18 protein-coding genes are annotated in these 13,294 nt (G+C 68.9%); 16 read left to right on the forward strand and 2 right to left on the reverse strand.

The genetic code is table 11. The features are described 5' to 3' along the window. Nucleotides 1-11 precede the first annotated feature (11 nt). The 16 genes from ACSYGN_RS28235 (at nucleotide 12) to ACSYGN_RS28310 (ending at nucleotide 10,921) form a co-directional block, all read left to right on the forward strand. Nucleotides 12-935: an endonuclease/exonuclease/phosphatase family protein gene (locus ACSYGN_RS28235; protein WP_460400427.1), complete on the forward strand. Its 924-nt coding sequence runs from the start codon at nucleotides 12-14 to the stop codon at nucleotides 933-935. 89 nt (nucleotides 936-1,024) lie between these two features. Continuing rightward, complete coding sequence (locus ACSYGN_RS28240; protein ID WP_460400429.1) at nucleotides 1,025-2,236, forward strand: radical SAM protein; 1,212 nt, start codon at nucleotides 1,025-1,027, stop codon at nucleotides 2,234-2,236. Continuing rightward, complete coding sequence (locus ACSYGN_RS28245) at nucleotides 2,233-2,841, forward strand: 3'-5' exonuclease (RefSeq protein WP_460400431.1); 609 nt, start codon at nucleotides 2,233-2,235, stop codon at nucleotides 2,839-2,841. Before ACSYGN_RS28240 ends, ACSYGN_RS28245 begins: the two co-directional genes overlap by 4 nt. Beyond that, the gene (locus ACSYGN_RS28250) at nucleotides 2,838-3,422 is read left to right on the forward strand and encodes an AAA family ATPase (RefSeq protein ID WP_460400433.1); all 585 of its coding nucleotides are present in this window, start codon (nucleotides 2,838-2,840) and stop codon (nucleotides 3,420-3,422) included. The genes ACSYGN_RS28245 and ACSYGN_RS28250 overlap by 4 nt, the downstream gene beginning before the upstream one ends. Further along, complete coding sequence (locus ACSYGN_RS28255; protein WP_460400435.1) at nucleotides 3,419-4,198, forward strand: aldo/keto reductase; 780 nt, start codon at nucleotides 3,419-3,421, stop codon at nucleotides 4,196-4,198. The genes ACSYGN_RS28250 and ACSYGN_RS28255 overlap by 4 nt, the downstream gene beginning before the upstream one ends. A 556-nt stretch (nucleotides 4,199-4,754) precedes the next feature. After that, nucleotides 4,755-5,204, forward strand: coding sequence for a hypothetical protein (locus ACSYGN_RS28260; RefSeq protein WP_460400437.1), 450 nt, complete (start codon nucleotides 4,755-4,757; stop codon nucleotides 5,202-5,204). An 86-nt stretch (nucleotides 5,205-5,290) separates the two neighbouring features. Further along, complete coding sequence (locus tag ACSYGN_RS28265) at nucleotides 5,291-6,484, forward strand: hypothetical protein (protein ID WP_460400439.1); 1,194 nt, start codon at nucleotides 5,291-5,293, stop codon at nucleotides 6,482-6,484. A gap of 61 nt (nucleotides 6,485-6,545) precedes the next feature. Beyond that, nucleotides 6,546-6,806 (forward strand): WhiB family transcriptional regulator, encoded by a 261-nt coding sequence (locus ACSYGN_RS28270; RefSeq protein ID WP_460400441.1) that lies wholly within the window; start codon nucleotides 6,546-6,548, stop codon nucleotides 6,804-6,806. Continuing rightward, complete coding sequence (locus ACSYGN_RS28275) at nucleotides 6,803-7,138, forward strand: hypothetical protein (RefSeq protein ID WP_460400443.1); 336 nt, start codon at nucleotides 6,803-6,805, stop codon at nucleotides 7,136-7,138. Before ACSYGN_RS28270 ends, ACSYGN_RS28275 begins: the two co-directional genes overlap by 4 nt. A gap of 210 nt (nucleotides 7,139-7,348) precedes the next feature. Next, nucleotides 7,349-7,594 (forward strand): hypothetical protein, encoded by a 246-nt coding sequence (locus ACSYGN_RS28280; protein WP_460400445.1) that lies wholly within the window; start codon nucleotides 7,349-7,351, stop codon nucleotides 7,592-7,594. Continuing rightward, complete coding sequence (locus ACSYGN_RS28285; RefSeq protein WP_460400447.1) at nucleotides 7,591-7,956, forward strand: hypothetical protein; 366 nt, start codon at nucleotides 7,591-7,593, stop codon at nucleotides 7,954-7,956. Before ACSYGN_RS28280 ends, ACSYGN_RS28285 begins: the two co-directional genes overlap by 4 nt. Nucleotides 7,957-8,045: 89 nt before the next feature. After that, on the forward strand, nucleotides 8,046-8,348 hold the full coding sequence (locus ACSYGN_RS28290) for a hypothetical protein (RefSeq protein ID WP_460400449.1): 303 nt from the start codon (nucleotides 8,046-8,048) through the stop codon (nucleotides 8,346-8,348). Continuing rightward, entirely contained in the window at nucleotides 8,345-9,076 is a 732-nt protein-coding gene (locus ACSYGN_RS28295; protein WP_460400451.1) for a hypothetical protein, read from the forward strand. Before ACSYGN_RS28290 ends, ACSYGN_RS28295 begins: the two co-directional genes overlap by 4 nt. A gap of 20 nt (nucleotides 9,077-9,096) precedes the next feature. Further along, nucleotides 9,097-9,345, forward strand: coding sequence for a hypothetical protein (locus tag ACSYGN_RS28300; RefSeq protein ID WP_460400453.1), 249 nt, complete (start codon nucleotides 9,097-9,099; stop codon nucleotides 9,343-9,345). Then, the gene (locus ACSYGN_RS28305; protein WP_460400455.1) at nucleotides 9,342-9,854 is read left to right on the forward strand and encodes a hypothetical protein; all 513 of its coding nucleotides are present in this window, start codon (nucleotides 9,342-9,344) and stop codon (nucleotides 9,852-9,854) included. Before ACSYGN_RS28300 ends, ACSYGN_RS28305 begins: the two co-directional genes overlap by 4 nt. A 245-nt stretch (nucleotides 9,855-10,099) precedes the next feature. Next, nucleotides 10,100-10,921, forward strand: a complete 822-nt coding sequence (locus ACSYGN_RS28310) for a hypothetical protein (RefSeq protein WP_460400457.1) — start codon at nucleotides 10,100-10,102, stop codon at nucleotides 10,919-10,921. Here ACSYGN_RS28310 and ACSYGN_RS28315 read toward each other — a convergent pair. Beyond that, on the reverse strand, nucleotides 10,918-12,930 hold the full coding sequence (locus tag ACSYGN_RS28315; protein WP_460400459.1) for a hypothetical protein: 2,013 nt from the start codon (nucleotides 12,928-12,930) through the stop codon (nucleotides 10,918-10,920). The two genes, ACSYGN_RS28310 and ACSYGN_RS28315, sit on opposite strands and share 4 nt — an antisense overlap. Next, a complete protein-coding gene (locus ACSYGN_RS28320; RefSeq protein ID WP_460400461.1) occupies nucleotides 12,930-13,193 on the reverse strand; it encodes a helix-turn-helix domain-containing protein in 264 nt (87 codons plus the stop codon). The genes ACSYGN_RS28315 and ACSYGN_RS28320 overlap by 1 nt, the downstream gene beginning before the upstream one ends. Nucleotides 13,194-13,294 lie beyond the last annotated feature (101 nt).

A 13,294-nucleotide genomic window follows, 5' to 3' on the forward strand; every position in this document is an offset into this window, starting at 1 on the left:
AAGGAGAAGGCGTGAGCCGCAAAATCACCGTGCTGTCGTGGAACTTCCAGGACAACGGCGGCGGCGACGCGGTCAAGCGCCTCCGGGCGCATGAGCTGCTGCTCCGTCACAACCCGGATCTGGTGTTCCGCCAAGAAATGTGGAAGGCCGACACCGACGGCAGCCAGACCATGTACGAGCTGGAGGCATTACTCGGGCTCCGCGGCTGGCTCGGGCCCAAGTCGTGCAACGCGATCTTCGCGAATCCGCGGATCTTCCAGCCGGTGCGCGATTGGCCGAACACGGGCCCCATGTGGGTGCTGCCGCCCATGGCCCTGACCGTGCGCTACCTGCCCGCCGGCTCGGACGCGAAACCGCTGTGCCTGGCCTCCTACCACCTCAACTACGCCTCTGCCACCAACCGGCTCGCCGAGATCGAATGGCTGACGACCTGGGCCGACAAGAAGTGGACCACCCCGCAAGGTGAGACGGTTCGGATACCGTGCCTTCTCACCGGGGACAACAACAGCTATCCCGTGCCCGGCATCGAGGGCGACCCGGCGCTGCCGGTGCTGGAAGAGATCAGCGACCAGCCGCACCGCCTCCACCGCTCGTACATGGGCCCGGACGGCACTCGCAGCATGGACACACGCCCCGACGAGGTACTGCGGATTGCCGGTCTTGAAGACGTAGCCCGCCACTGGGCTGCCCTGCGCGGCGAGACAGCGGCCGTGGCCCGCACGGTCAACGCCTGCGAGTCCCATGGCCCAGACGCCCGTGTCGACCGCGTGTACGCCACCACCGACGTGCTCGACACGGTTGACGACGTGGAGGTGATCGAAGTCCCGGAGGAGACGTCGGACCACCACATTCTTCGCCTCGTCATCGACGGCGACCGCCTTTCGGACCTCCTCAACCAGCAGCCGACCGCGCTCGAATCGCTGCTCGCTCTGTGAGCCCCGTTGAACCGGCGCCAATCACTAGGCGTGAAGGAGCGGACTCTGACCGTGAAAGAGCTGCGCCACGACACAAGAAGGAGGCTGTGATGGAACACCCGACGTCGCCGAACCGCGCTCCTGCCGTGCGCCGGCGGCAGACGCTGCCGCTGCTGAGGGCCGAGGAGATCGCGGGGCTGAAGCCGAAGCTCGCCGATGTGATCGAGTACCGCAAGTCCGGACTCTCGCTCAACCACGTCATCGGGTGCCCTCTGGAGTGCGGGTACTGCATCCGGCATCTGTACGACAACTGGGCCATGAAGGTCCCGCGGTTGCTGATGAGCGACGAGGATGCCGTGGCCGCACTGACCGGGCACCGGTATTTCCGCCCGCACATCACTCCCGTGCAACTGTTCAACAAGGCCACCGACCCGATGCTGCCCAGGGTCAAGCCGCATACGTTCAACACGCTGCGGCTGCTGGACGAGCAGGGCCTGACCAACCACGTTTTGGTCATCACCCGGTGGCGTGTGGGGCCCGAAGACTGCGAGATGTTGAACAGCCTCCGGAACCTGAAGGTGACGGTGCTGGTGACGCACTCCAACATCCGGCACGTCGGCATCGAGCCGGTCGACTCGCGCATCGCCGCGAACAGTTTGAAGGTCCTGCACGAGAACGCCGACCGCTACCGGGTGATCCTGTACTGGCGGCCGATCGTGCCCGGTCTCAACGACTCCGACGAGGACATCACCCGCGCAGCCGAGCTGTCCCGCCACGCGCACGCCACCGTCTTCACCGGCTTGTTCTACCGGGACGAGATCGCCGCCTACTACCGGGAGATGGGGCTGTCCGAGCCCTACGACACAACCGCCCGCCGCAAGATCATGCCGGAAGCGTTAGAGGCCCGCATCCTGGCGGCCTTCCGCCGCCCCGATGATGAACAGGAGCCCTTCGGACCGCTGTTCCGCAAGACCTCCTGCGCAGTCGCCTCCGTCCACAGCCTGGCGGACTACAACGGCCACTACGGCATCCAGGAGCTGTGCGACATCTGCCCGAAGAGGCAGCTCAACCTCTGCGAGCAGGCGTGGAACGCCCCCGCCCATCCGGACGCCGACCGCGCGGCGGCCGAGCTGGGCGCAACCGGGAAGGTGCAGATCACCGATCGGGCGATCATCACCGAAGGGCTGGACGAACAGCCCCGCTACTTCCTCCAGCACGGCTACGGTTTCCAGGTCCACGACCGACGCCACCCCCACCGGCCGCGGCGGCACGGCCGCGCGGAGATCGGCTGGCAGGAACCGGAAGGAACCCCGCGCCCGTGAACTACGCCGACTGGCCCCGCCCCCTCCTCGTAGTCGACGTCGAGGGGAACGGGGCCGCTCCACCCGACCTCGTCGAGGTCGCGCTGCTGCCTGTCGAGGACGGCCAGGTGCGCCCCGACCGGGCCCGTCAGTGGCTCATCCAGCCTCCCGCCCCAATCCCGGCCCGGATCACCCGCATCCACGGCATCACCAACGAGATGACCGCGGCGGCTCCCCGCTGGTCGGCCGTCGCGGACGAGGTCGGCGCTGCCCTGGACGGGGCGTGGATCGTCGCCCACAACGCCGGCGTCGACCACAGCGTGCTCACGCGGCACCTGCCCGGCTGGCAGCCGGCAGGAGTCATCGACACCATCCGTTTGGCCAGGGCCACGTTCCCCGGCCACAAGGGATTCGGCCTCGACGCCCTCCTGGCCCACACCGGCATCACTCTCGACGGCGTCACCGGGACCCGGCACCGTGCCGCCTACGACGCCCACGCCACGGCCCTGCTTCTGGTTCACCTTGCCCAGCACTACGCCACCTGGCAGGAGATCGCAGCCGCAGCCGTCCCACCCGGCATGCCCGGACGCGGACGTCCCCAACCTGAGGAGAACACCCTGTGGTGACCGCCCCCGTCCGTATAGCCGTCGCCGGAACCCACTCCACCGGCAAGACCACCCTCCTGCAACGCCTTGAGACGGAACTGCGGGCCCACGGTCACACCGTGGCCCGCACCCCCGCATCGTTCGCCGCCCAGGCCGCCGATCTCGGCTTCCCCAAACTCCAGCAGCAGACCGCCGAGTGCACCGAGTGGATCATCGGTGCCTCCGCCGTCGCCGCCGCACAGGCCACCCTGACCGCCGATGTGGTCCTGATCGACCGGTCCGTCCTCGACCCGGTCGCTTACTACCTCGCCGCGCTGGACCGCAGCGGCCGGCAAGCGCCGACCGGGGCCGTCAGCTATCTGCGGGTTCTCGCGCATGCCTACGCCGCCGGGTACAACGTGCTCCTGGCCACCGTGCTCGACCCCGACGTGCCGTTGGGTGAGCACCGTGACCGTGACCTGCGCTACCGGGCGGCCGTAGACGCCCACCTGCATCAGCTCCTGGGCGCAGTCCAGCACCAGAAGGTCCGCAACCTTCCTGCCGACCAGGATGCCGCCGTCAAGGCCGCCCTTGTCGCTGTCGAAGAAAGGACTGGCTGGTGAGCCCCACTCCGTCGGCAGGCACCCTTACTCTCGCTGGGAAGACCGTCTCCCGGCTGGGATTTGGCACCATGCGCCTGACCGGCCCGGGCACCTGGGGCGACCCGGAAGACCGCGACACGGCGCTCAGCGTGCTTCGTCAGGCCGTGCACACCCACGGCATCAGCCACATCGACACCGCCGACGCCTACGGCCCGCACACCGTCGAGCACCTGATCCGCGATGCGCTGTACCCGTATCCGGAACACATCCTGATCGCCACGAAAGTGGGCATGGTCCGCCCTGCGCCAGGACAGTGGAGGCCGTTGGGTAACCCGTTCTTCCTGCGCGCCGCCGTCGAGGCGAGTCTTCGACGTCTGAAGGTCGAACGGCTGGAGCTGTGCTACCTGCACCGCATCGACCCGGAAGTGGCACTTGACGATCAGATCGCCGTTCTGCAAGCCCTGCAGGACGAGGGGAAGATCGGGCACATTGGCCTGTCGAAGGTGACGCCCGAGGACCTTCGCAGGGTGCTCAAGGGTCAGCCGGTCGCCGCGGTGCAGAACGTCCTCAACAAGATCGATTACGGCGATCCCGTCGCGGAATGGTGCCGGGACCTCGGTATCCCGTACGTGGCCTATCGGCCGCTCGCCGCGGGGGACCTGGCCAAGGCGTACGGGCCTGCTGAGCCGCTGCACTGGCTACTGGGCCAAGGCCCGCACGTCGCGCCCATCCCGAGTACCAGCCAGCCTCGGCATCTCGACGAGATCGTGGCCGCCGTCCAGGGCGGCCCGGCCTGATGTCGGGCGGGCCCCGTCCGTGTGCTTCCACCGAGGCGCACGGGCGGGGCCTTCGACATGCCTCCCTACGGGCATTCGTCGGCTGCGAGGGCAAGGAGGTGTTCGTGCATGTGCCGTTGCGGCGAGCGTCGTCGAGGGCCCGGTGGATTGTGGGTTCCGTTTGCCGCGAAGACGATCTACAATCGCCCTCACATGGGTCGTCACCTCGTCGAGGTGGGGCCCTTTTTCGTGTCCGGTCACCGGTACGGTTCCCCCCTGTATTCGGTCCCCCGAACATGCCTAGCGCGCGTGACGGGACGTGCGCGAGGTGTGAAGGAGTCCAGGCGGCGGTGTCGGACCGGGGAGTTTCACCACCCCATTTCATGTTGCGCGCGTAACATAAAACCTTTAGTCTTGTCAGCGCTGGGTCACCGACCCGGGCAGCCCGGAGTACCTCCGTGGGTTGCGCGCGTGACAGACGTAAGGAGATCGTGACGTGGACACGAATCGCTCGCGTCCGCCCTCGGCGCGTCCACCGGCGCGCCCGCCGGCCGGGCGCCCGCCGAGAGGACCCACGTTGGCCCGCCCCAAGAAGCGCCCCGACCATGTCGACCTGCTGAAACAGGCCGCCGAAGTCCTCGACAACATCGGTCAACCCCAACTCGCCCAGGCAGTACGAGAGACGCTGCCGGAACTGACCAGAAGCCGGGAGCGGGCGGACAACCCGACCTTCCGCGTCTACACCTACAAGGACGCCTGGGAGGCCGCGCAGGCCGCAGGCTCCGTCGCCGAGATCATCGACGCCGGATTCGCCGCCCTCCTAGCAGGCCGCTTCAAGCCGAAGCAGGCCCCGCGCACCGGCGGCGGCTCCAAGGGCGGGTTCACCTCCCGGGCATCCGTCGACCGGCAGCAGCAGGTAGCCGCGTACGTCGAAGCGCACGCCGACGAACTCGGCTGGGCGCCGACACCGAACCAGGTCGCCTCAGCGTGGATCGAGCACAAGTACGGGCCCCGCAAACGCCCGTAACCGTTCACCCGGGGGTACCGGCCTGGACGCCGACACCAGGACACACCCCCTCCCACTCTTGAGTCCCACAAGGGAGACAACCGCAGATGGCAGGCACCAAGGCCGCCGGCACCGCCGACGGCTCCCCCCAGCACACCCCGAACCACTTGGACGCCGCCGCGTCCGGTTACACCCTCGATCTGACGCCAGCGCAGTTGGCTGGCCTGGCGAAGCTCCGCGAACCGTTCCCCGAGTCCGCGATCGCCAAGCGGCCCACGATCTGGTGCAGCGGGTGCAAGAACAACCGGCAGGACAAGGTGTGCAGCACCCACACCAAGGCCACCTGCAAGGAGTGCGGCCAGTACGTCACCACGGCCCACAAACACCTCGACTACGTCGGGCACGCCGAAACCACCGACCGGCTCCTGGAGGTCGACCCCACCTGGGACTGGGAGCCGATGGCCAAGGACGACAAGGGCCGGCCCCTCATCGACGACGACGGCGGAATGTGGATCACGCTGACCGTGTGCGGCATGACCCGCAAGGGCTACGGCGACGTCGTCGGCAAGCCCGCCACCACCACCGCCACGAAAGAGATCATCGGCGACGCCATCCGCAACGCGGGCATGCGGTTCGGCATGGCCCTGGACCTGTGGGCCAAGACCGACCTGCACGCCGAACCCCCGCACCCGGCCGAGCCGTTCATGGACGCCATCAAGCAGGAACGCATCTGGACGTCGTCGGAGTGGCTGAGCGGGGTCCGGCAGGATGCCGCCGAGGCTGGCCAGTTGGACTTCGTCCTGCCCCGCGGCGGCGGGAAGACCCTCGGCGACGTCATCGACGCGCAGCTCGCCGTCTTGGAAGACGCGGCCGAGCGGTACGCCGAGATGCGCCTCCAGCACGAGGAGAAGCGCAAGGCCCGCGAGGCCGAGCGGGCCACCGTCGTTGCGCAGGTCGCCGCCTCACACGGCGTCGCCCAGCAGAGCGGACAGCAGGCGCAGCACGACGAGGGGCCGACAACCGTCGAGGAGATTCGCGCCGCCTGCAAGAACGGTGGCGTCTGGATTGACCCGGACGCTCTGCAGAACCTCCTGACCCGGGCCCAGAAGATCCGGGTGGCGAACGAACCGGCCGACCCCGCGCAGCCGCGTGGCGTGACCCTCGGCCAGGCCATGCGTACCCAGATCAAGGAACTTCGCGTCCGCGCGGCCAACCGCACCAGCACCGAACAGGCATCGGCCGCCGCCGACCAGTACACCGAAAACGAGGAGTGGGAGGACACGGGTGACATGGCGGGCTGAGACCCGCTGGCCGTCGAAGTGGGGAGCCGGACGAGGACTCGTCCGGCTCCCTTCGCTTTCCGTGACGGTACAGCCGGACGAGGAGGAATGGCGCCACGCTGCCGCCTGCGCCGGGGAGAAGACGGACCTCTTCTTCCCCGTCGGTGAGAGCGACGCCGCCCTCAAGCAGACCGAGCAGGCCAAAGCCGTGTGCGCCGTGTGCCCGGTCCGCGCCGAGTGCCTCCGCTTCGCTCTCGACACCTGCCAGGCCGACGGCATATGGGGCGGGCTCACGGAGAGCGAGCGGCGGCAGATGAAGCACCGGAAGAGGAGGAAGAAATGAGCAGACTGACCGAGGCGGAGCAGGATGCGGCGGCCGTCCGGGACGCCACCCTGGAAGACCTCCTCGCCTCCACCTGGCCGTGGGACGTCGACCGGGTCAAAGCCGTCGTCCTCGCCGCCGCACGCGAACACGGCGAGGTGTCCGCCAACGACATACGCGAGGTGCTGGAGGAACGCCTCCACTGGCTGATCGGGCCAGCGTTCAACTCCCTCACCCACCAGCGTGGGCCGCTCGTCAACACCGGCAGGCGGGTCCCATCGACATCCCCGGCGACGAAGGGCCACGGCATCTCTGTGTACCGATGGGTCCCGCCCGCCCGCGAGGCGGCGTGATCACCCTCGCCATCCTCGCCTGATTCATCCCGCATGCCTGTTCGTCGCCACCGAACTCCTCGACCAGTCCCGGCGACGGCGGACGGCCGCCCATATCGACTGTGCCCGCACCCTGCTCGGCGACGAGCCGGTGGTGTGGGCCGTCGAGCACATCGACAGCCGCCTCGGCCTCCCTCGGCCGGTGCTGGCCCTGACCTGAAAGGAAACGCCGTGTGGTGGCTGGGTATCGCGTGTGCCGCCTCCCTCAGTTGTGCTGCCGCCGCGGCGGCAGCACGGCGCCGTATGACGTGGGCGCTGGCCATCGAGCACGAGCGGCACGCCCGTGACGAGGCCGGGCACCGCGCCGAGGTCGCACAACTGCGCCGCGCACGCCTCGCCGACGCCCTGGTCGTCCAGGACGCGACGGCCGTCGTCGACAACGCCCTCCGGGGCCTGGAACAGCAGGAGAGGGAGTGAGCCGAGGCCACGGGCAGCCCCCGAAGATCGAACCGGCACGCTACCCGGAACTCCTCGAACTCCTCGCCGCTGGCCTCTCGATGCCCGCTACCGCCGCACGCCTCGGGGTGGCCCGGTCCAGCCTCTACAACCTCGCCGACCGGGTCCCCGAGATGGGAGAGGCAATACGCCGCGCCCGCGCCGCCGCACAGGCGGCGAAGCGGGCACGACACGAGCCGTCCGAGTCCTGCTACGTCAACAACCGCTGCCGCCGCCCGGAGTGCACCCAGACGGCCACCGAGGCCCGCGCACGCCGCCGCGCCGCCACACCAGCGCCCGTGACCATCCCTGCCCGCGCCGGTGCCCCCCATCACCGTGCATGAACTCCTCGCCGACGCCGTGCCGCTCGCCGACACGGCATAAACGGAGAAGACCCGTGGACCAGTCATCCCCGCGGCCGTCCCTGACTGGGATGGCCGCTTTCATGTTCGACACCCTGTCGGGCCTCTCCGAGGCCGCCTACAACGAACGATGGCACGCCGGCACCGAGTACGGAGCATGGACCCTCCTCACGGTGCCCCGCTTCCGCTGGGGCCGTGTCCGCGCCGACGAGCCGGACGTCGCCCCCGCCCTTGCCATCCTCCACACCCTGGCCTTGCAGGCCGGCATCTGGCTCACATGGCCGGCCAGCGAGCGAGCCCCGATACCCATGACCCTCGACAACTGGCGGGTCCGCTACGCGACCGCCTCGCCGACCCGGAGGCGGCCCGCATGACCCAGCCCGACACCCCACCCGCGCCCCCGCTGTGCCAGTGCTGCCCGCGCCACCTCATCGGCATCGAGGTGAAGCGCGGCCGGCTTGTGTGCCGACCATGCGAGAGGCGCCTCGACGCCGAACTTGCCGAGGTGGCCGAACTCTGGGAACACCTGCCGGCCCTCCTCGCCCCGGGCACGGCCAGCGGTGAAGGCGCTGGGGAACGCACACCAGGACCGACAGGTTCAAAGCCGTCGGCGAACCTCGCCGTCCTCTCCCTCCTCGGCGGCGGCGTCACCGAACCCCTCCTCGCCGAGGAAGACGCGTGGCGGGGTGAGTTGCGCAAGGCCCGGCACTACCCACTCACCCCGCACCGGGGCGGCCAGGACCAGATCCTCACCGGCACCGTGAAATGGCTGCGCGACAACCTGTACTGGGCATGCCACGCCTATCCGGACGTCGACGACCTCTCCCACACCCTCGGCCGCCTGCTCGGCGAGATGCGCGGCCTGGTCTCCGGCGACCGGCGCCGCCGCGAAGACCTCAAGCCCGCGTGCCCGATGCCAGCCCGCGGCCACGCCGAGGACGACCCGACGGCCCCGACGTGCGGCGGAAAGCTCACCTACGACCCGCGGAAGACCTCCATCCGCTGCGACACCTGCCGACGCACCTACGGGCCTACCGACTGGGACACGCTCGGCGCCGCGGCCGGTCTCATCACCCTCCCGTTCGCTCTCTCCGCCATCTAGGAGGCGCCATGTTTTCCCGCATGAACCAGCCGATCCCGGAACCGACAGCGCCCGACGTCGACGAAATGGAGAAGGCCCGCGCCGACCTCGCGAACGGGCTCCTGATGATGCGCGACGGCCTGGCACCTGCGTTCGATGCGGCCGACGGCATGCGCGCCGACCTCATCTCACGCGGCTGGTCGGCCCATGCTGCGGAGGTGCTCGCTGGCACATGGCTCCATCGCGTCCTCATCAACTGCACCCCCCTCATCGGAGGCGGCCCCCAGTGATCCACGAGACGCCGCAGCCCGGCGACATCGGACTGACCAGCATCGCCAGCCCCGTCGGCCGGCTCATCCAGATCGGGCAGTGGCTCAACGGCGACGGCTTCGGCCGGTACCAGCATGCGTTCGTCGTGCTCCCCGGTGACCGCCTCATCGAAGCCATGCCCGGGGGCGCCGACGTCGCACCGCTGTCGAAGTACGACGACCGCGACACGTTGTACGTGTCGCCGACCGGCCTCACCGACGCCCAGCGCAAGGCGATCGCCGACTGCGCCCTCAAGTACCTCGACGTCCCGTACAGCTTCCTCGACTACGCGGCCCTGGCCGCGCACCGGTTCCACATTCCCGTGCCCGGGCTGCGCCGCTACGTCCAGTCGACCGGGCATCAGATCTGCTCGCAGCTATGCGACCGCGCGTACCTCGACGCCGGCCAGCACCTGTTCGACGATGGCCGCTGGGAGGGGTACGTGACCCCGATGGACCTCTACCACCTGCTCGCCGAAAACACCCGCTAGGGCGCGTATCGAGTCGTGATCAATCCGCTGATTCGACCCCACCGCGAGCATCTGAGCCGATAGATCATCTTGCGTGACGCGCATACAACTGACGGACGAAGAGTGGGAGCTCATCGGGCCGTACCTGCCGGTCGGCGAGTACGGCCCGTACCCCGAGCGTCTGCGGCAGCAGGTTGCGAGAGCCGGGAAGTGGGGAAACGGGGAAGCAGGGGTGTGGTCAAGCTAGCGCCGCACATGGGGGATTCATGGACTCTCCGAACCTCACTGTTTGGATCTTTGTTGCACTCATATTGCTGATGGCTTTCCAAGCCGTGCGAAGCGGACGGAGGCAGCGCGCGAAGGAACGCAGTGACCGCGAGCAAGTGATCGCCTGGGCCACCGCACACGGCTGGACCTACAGAGACGGTGGTGGAGGCTCCTGGACTGCGGTGCTCAAGCAGGGTCAGTTCCGTCACGGGGTGAAATTCCAACTCGAAGGCATGAGACACGGCCACCGCGTAGTGGTGGCCCATTGGTGTTTCCAGACCCAACATACAAGTTCGCTCAACAATGACTTCGGCAGCTCAGGGGACTACATCCTCAACCACAATCAGATGGTGATCGCACTCCGGCTACCCGCCGACTATCCAGAGTTGCACGTGGAGACGCGAGACCCCGTTAGCCGCCAGCTCCGGTCCTGGGGCTGGAAAGGCGACCTGGCCCGACTCCAAGAATGGAACGACTGCAGCAACTCATTCTCCATAGGACACACCGTCTTCGATGAAGCCTTCCGCCTCCGATCGGCTGACCCCGCCGCAGCCCGTCAACTGCTGACCCGCCAGCTCGTCGAAGCCCACCTCACTCGACGGATTCGATCCCGGAGCGCCGGAGAGCACAACCTCGCGGCTCCACGTTTACGGGATCTCTACCGGAACGGCATTCTAAACTGGAGTATCAGCGGGCACGACCTCGCGGCGAGTTGGTCTTTCGGCGCTCACCCCCACATCGAGCTCGCCAGGATCTTCAACCACATTGACAAGCTGCTTGCCGTCGCAGCTCTACTGCCCTCGCCACCGAGCAACGACTAGTAGGCGGACGACGAGCAGGCGAAGGCCGGGGGCACCGGTTTAGCCCTCTCACCAGCCCGTGCGGCTGGCGGCTGGGGCCGCCGCCGAGTTGCCCGCACCGCCTGACGGATCTGAGCCTGGGCCTCTTCACGGGGCAAGGCTTCGACGGGCGTGCCTTCCTCCGTGGTCCGGACTGGGCGGCCCAGCGAGGCCGTCAAGGGCCGTCCGACGCCCTGGACGACGGACCCCGCGGGCTGCTCGGCGTGTCCCCACAGCGGCGGCCGGTCGCTGACCGCAGCGGCAATGCGGTCCTCCCGCTCCCGCTCGCAGTGACGGCAGGCGGTGCCGTCGTACCAGATCACCCCGCCCTCGCACGCCGGGTCGGCACACGTGCACCTCTCGGTGCAGCCGTACCGAGTGGCGATGACCTGGTGCAGCCAGCCGTAGGGCGTGCGGATGTCGGCGGGGGACTTGCCGACCAAGGCGGCGGTCACACGGTAGGCGAGCTGACTGGGGCTGAGGCTGGCCAGAACATCGGCCACCTGCCGCTCGGTTGCCCGCTGCTGCCAGTCGGTCATGCGATTCAGCAGCAGAGCCCGGACTTCCGGGGCGCCCAGCACCTGGGCGATGTCCTCACGGCGCGGCTTGGTCTTGCTCGTTGCGGCCAGGAGCTGTGGCACTCGTCCGGCTACAACCTGCGCCTTCGGCGGAACAGCAACCAAATCGCCCCCGCCACCGACTACCTGAGCCTTGGGAACGGACCTCAACCCACCGAACTGAGACGGGTCCGTGAAGAGGATCCCTGATTCGTGCAACAAGCCCGGCCCGTCGGGGTCTGACAAATCGTGCCGGTCGCCTTCCAACAAACCGGGTGGGTGGGGGCCCAACAAACCGTGCCGGTTGATTTCGGCGGATTCACCTACTCCGTCCGGCTCGGTGGCCGTCGGCCGGTCGAGGACGGCCCGCCACGTGATCGGGTCCCCATCGAGGACCGCCAGACCCGCCCGAAGCGCCTCCTCGGCCCACTGCGATGCGGTCTCCTCGGACACGCCGCAGGCGTCGGCGAGCGCCTCCGTGAGGCACAGGACGGGACCGGCGACAGCCAGCAGGCGCCAGGCCGCCCAGCCGCCGAAGCCGACCCGGCCCGCCCGTGCGGACGTCAGGCCGGCTGACGGGTCGAGTCGGTCGAGGGTCCACGCCTGTGACAACGGCAAGTCGCCGGGCAGACGCCGCAGCAGCGCCACCACATCCCGCTCCTGGCCCTGCGGCCGTGGTTGGCGGACTACCACCGGGATGTACGTGCTGGCGCTCACCGCGGACATGCCGGGCTTCCGGCTGTCGCCACGGCGGTCGCGCACCAAGAGCAGGCCGGCCGCCCGCAGTTCCCGCATCCACTCCCGAACCAGACGCTCTGAGACGCCCAGGTCTGCGGCGACGTCCCGGACGTAGCGGCGGCAGGCCCCCTCATCGCCCGCCCGCCAGACCAGGACGGCGTACAGCAGCCAGGCGCTGGGCGATATCAGCCGGGCGGGCACCAACTGCTCATGGGACGTCCCGTCACAGACCAGGGTGAGCGTCCACGTCGGCGCCCAGCCGCCCATCTGACCGCCCTTACGGCGCGCGAAGAAGTGCGTGGGCAGGCCGCGTTCCTGGCGTTCCCGGGCGATGAGCGGGCCGCGCCCGTCCAGGTTGGCCAGCAACGGCGAGTTGTCCGCCAGGAGTCGGGCGAGGCGGGGCGTGCTGGTGCCGACGGCATCGGCGAGGGTGCCCTGCGCGGCCGTGCACCGACCCTGCCCCAAGGCGCATGCCAACTCTACGACCGCCCAGACGGTGGCGTGCGAGGCGGTGGCCTTCCCGGAGCGGACGGCGTCGACGAGGGAGGCAGGGAGCTTGGTCTGGCCGCGGTTGTTGGTGGTGAGCCCGAGGCGCGCACGGGACGCCTCACGGGCGGCGTGGCGCTCGCTTGCCGGGCGTGTGGCGGCGCGACCGCGCTTCGGTCGGCCGTCCTCGGCGTCGCGGGCCGTTTGCATCAGGCGGCGGTTCGGGGACCGGTGCCCGCCGCGACGTCGTTCGTCTCCGGGGTGAGGCGCAGGACGCGCAGAAGGTCGGCGGTGATGACGCGGTAGCCCTTGCCCGCGCGGATGATCGCGCAGGGGAACTCTCCTGCCCGGGCAAGTGTGTACGCGGTCGTGCGCCCGAGGCCGAAGGCGCGGGCGGCGGTTTCGATGTCGGTGGTGGCCGGCAGGGCAAGGAGTTCGTGCCTACTCAGAGCTTGAACCGGAGGTGTTGCCATTATTTCTGTCACTCCTCGCAAAATCTGTGTCGTGGTGACGCACCGCAGTTTCCGTCGTGCATCCGTTCGTGTCAAGCGCTGTTGTCTTGTCCGAACACAAC

Source organism: Streptomyces sp. YIM S03343, from assembly GCF_054729195.1.

Coding starts and splice junctions, on each gene's coding strand:
- ACSYGN_RS28265 (WP_460400439.1), top strand. CDS start 5,291: ATGGCAGGCACCAAGGCCGCCGGCACCGCCGACGGCTCCCCCCAGCAC.
- ACSYGN_RS28300 (WP_460400453.1), top strand. CDS start 9,097: ATGAACCAGCCGATCCCGGAACCGACAGCGCCCGACGTCGACGAAATG.
- ACSYGN_RS28315 (WP_460400459.1), bottom strand. CDS start 12,930: ATGCAAACGGCCCGCGACGCCGAGGACGGCCGACCGAAGCGCGGTCGC.
- ACSYGN_RS28275 (WP_460400443.1), top strand. CDS start 6,803: ATGAGCAGACTGACCGAGGCGGAGCAGGATGCGGCGGCCGTCCGGGAC.
- ACSYGN_RS28310 (WP_460400457.1), top strand. CDS start 10,100: ATGGACTCTCCGAACCTCACTGTTTGGATCTTTGTTGCACTCATATTG.
- ACSYGN_RS28320 (WP_460400461.1), bottom strand. CDS start 13,193: ATGGCAACACCTCCGGTTCAAGCTCTGAGTAGGCACGAACTCCTTGCC.
- ACSYGN_RS28240 (WP_460400429.1), top strand. CDS start 1,025: ATGGAACACCCGACGTCGCCGAACCGCGCTCCTGCCGTGCGCCGGCGG.
- ACSYGN_RS28295 (WP_460400451.1), top strand. CDS start 8,345: ATGACCCAGCCCGACACCCCACCCGCGCCCCCGCTGTGCCAGTGCTGC.
- ACSYGN_RS28290 (WP_460400449.1), top strand. CDS start 8,046: ATGGCCGCTTTCATGTTCGACACCCTGTCGGGCCTCTCCGAGGCCGCC.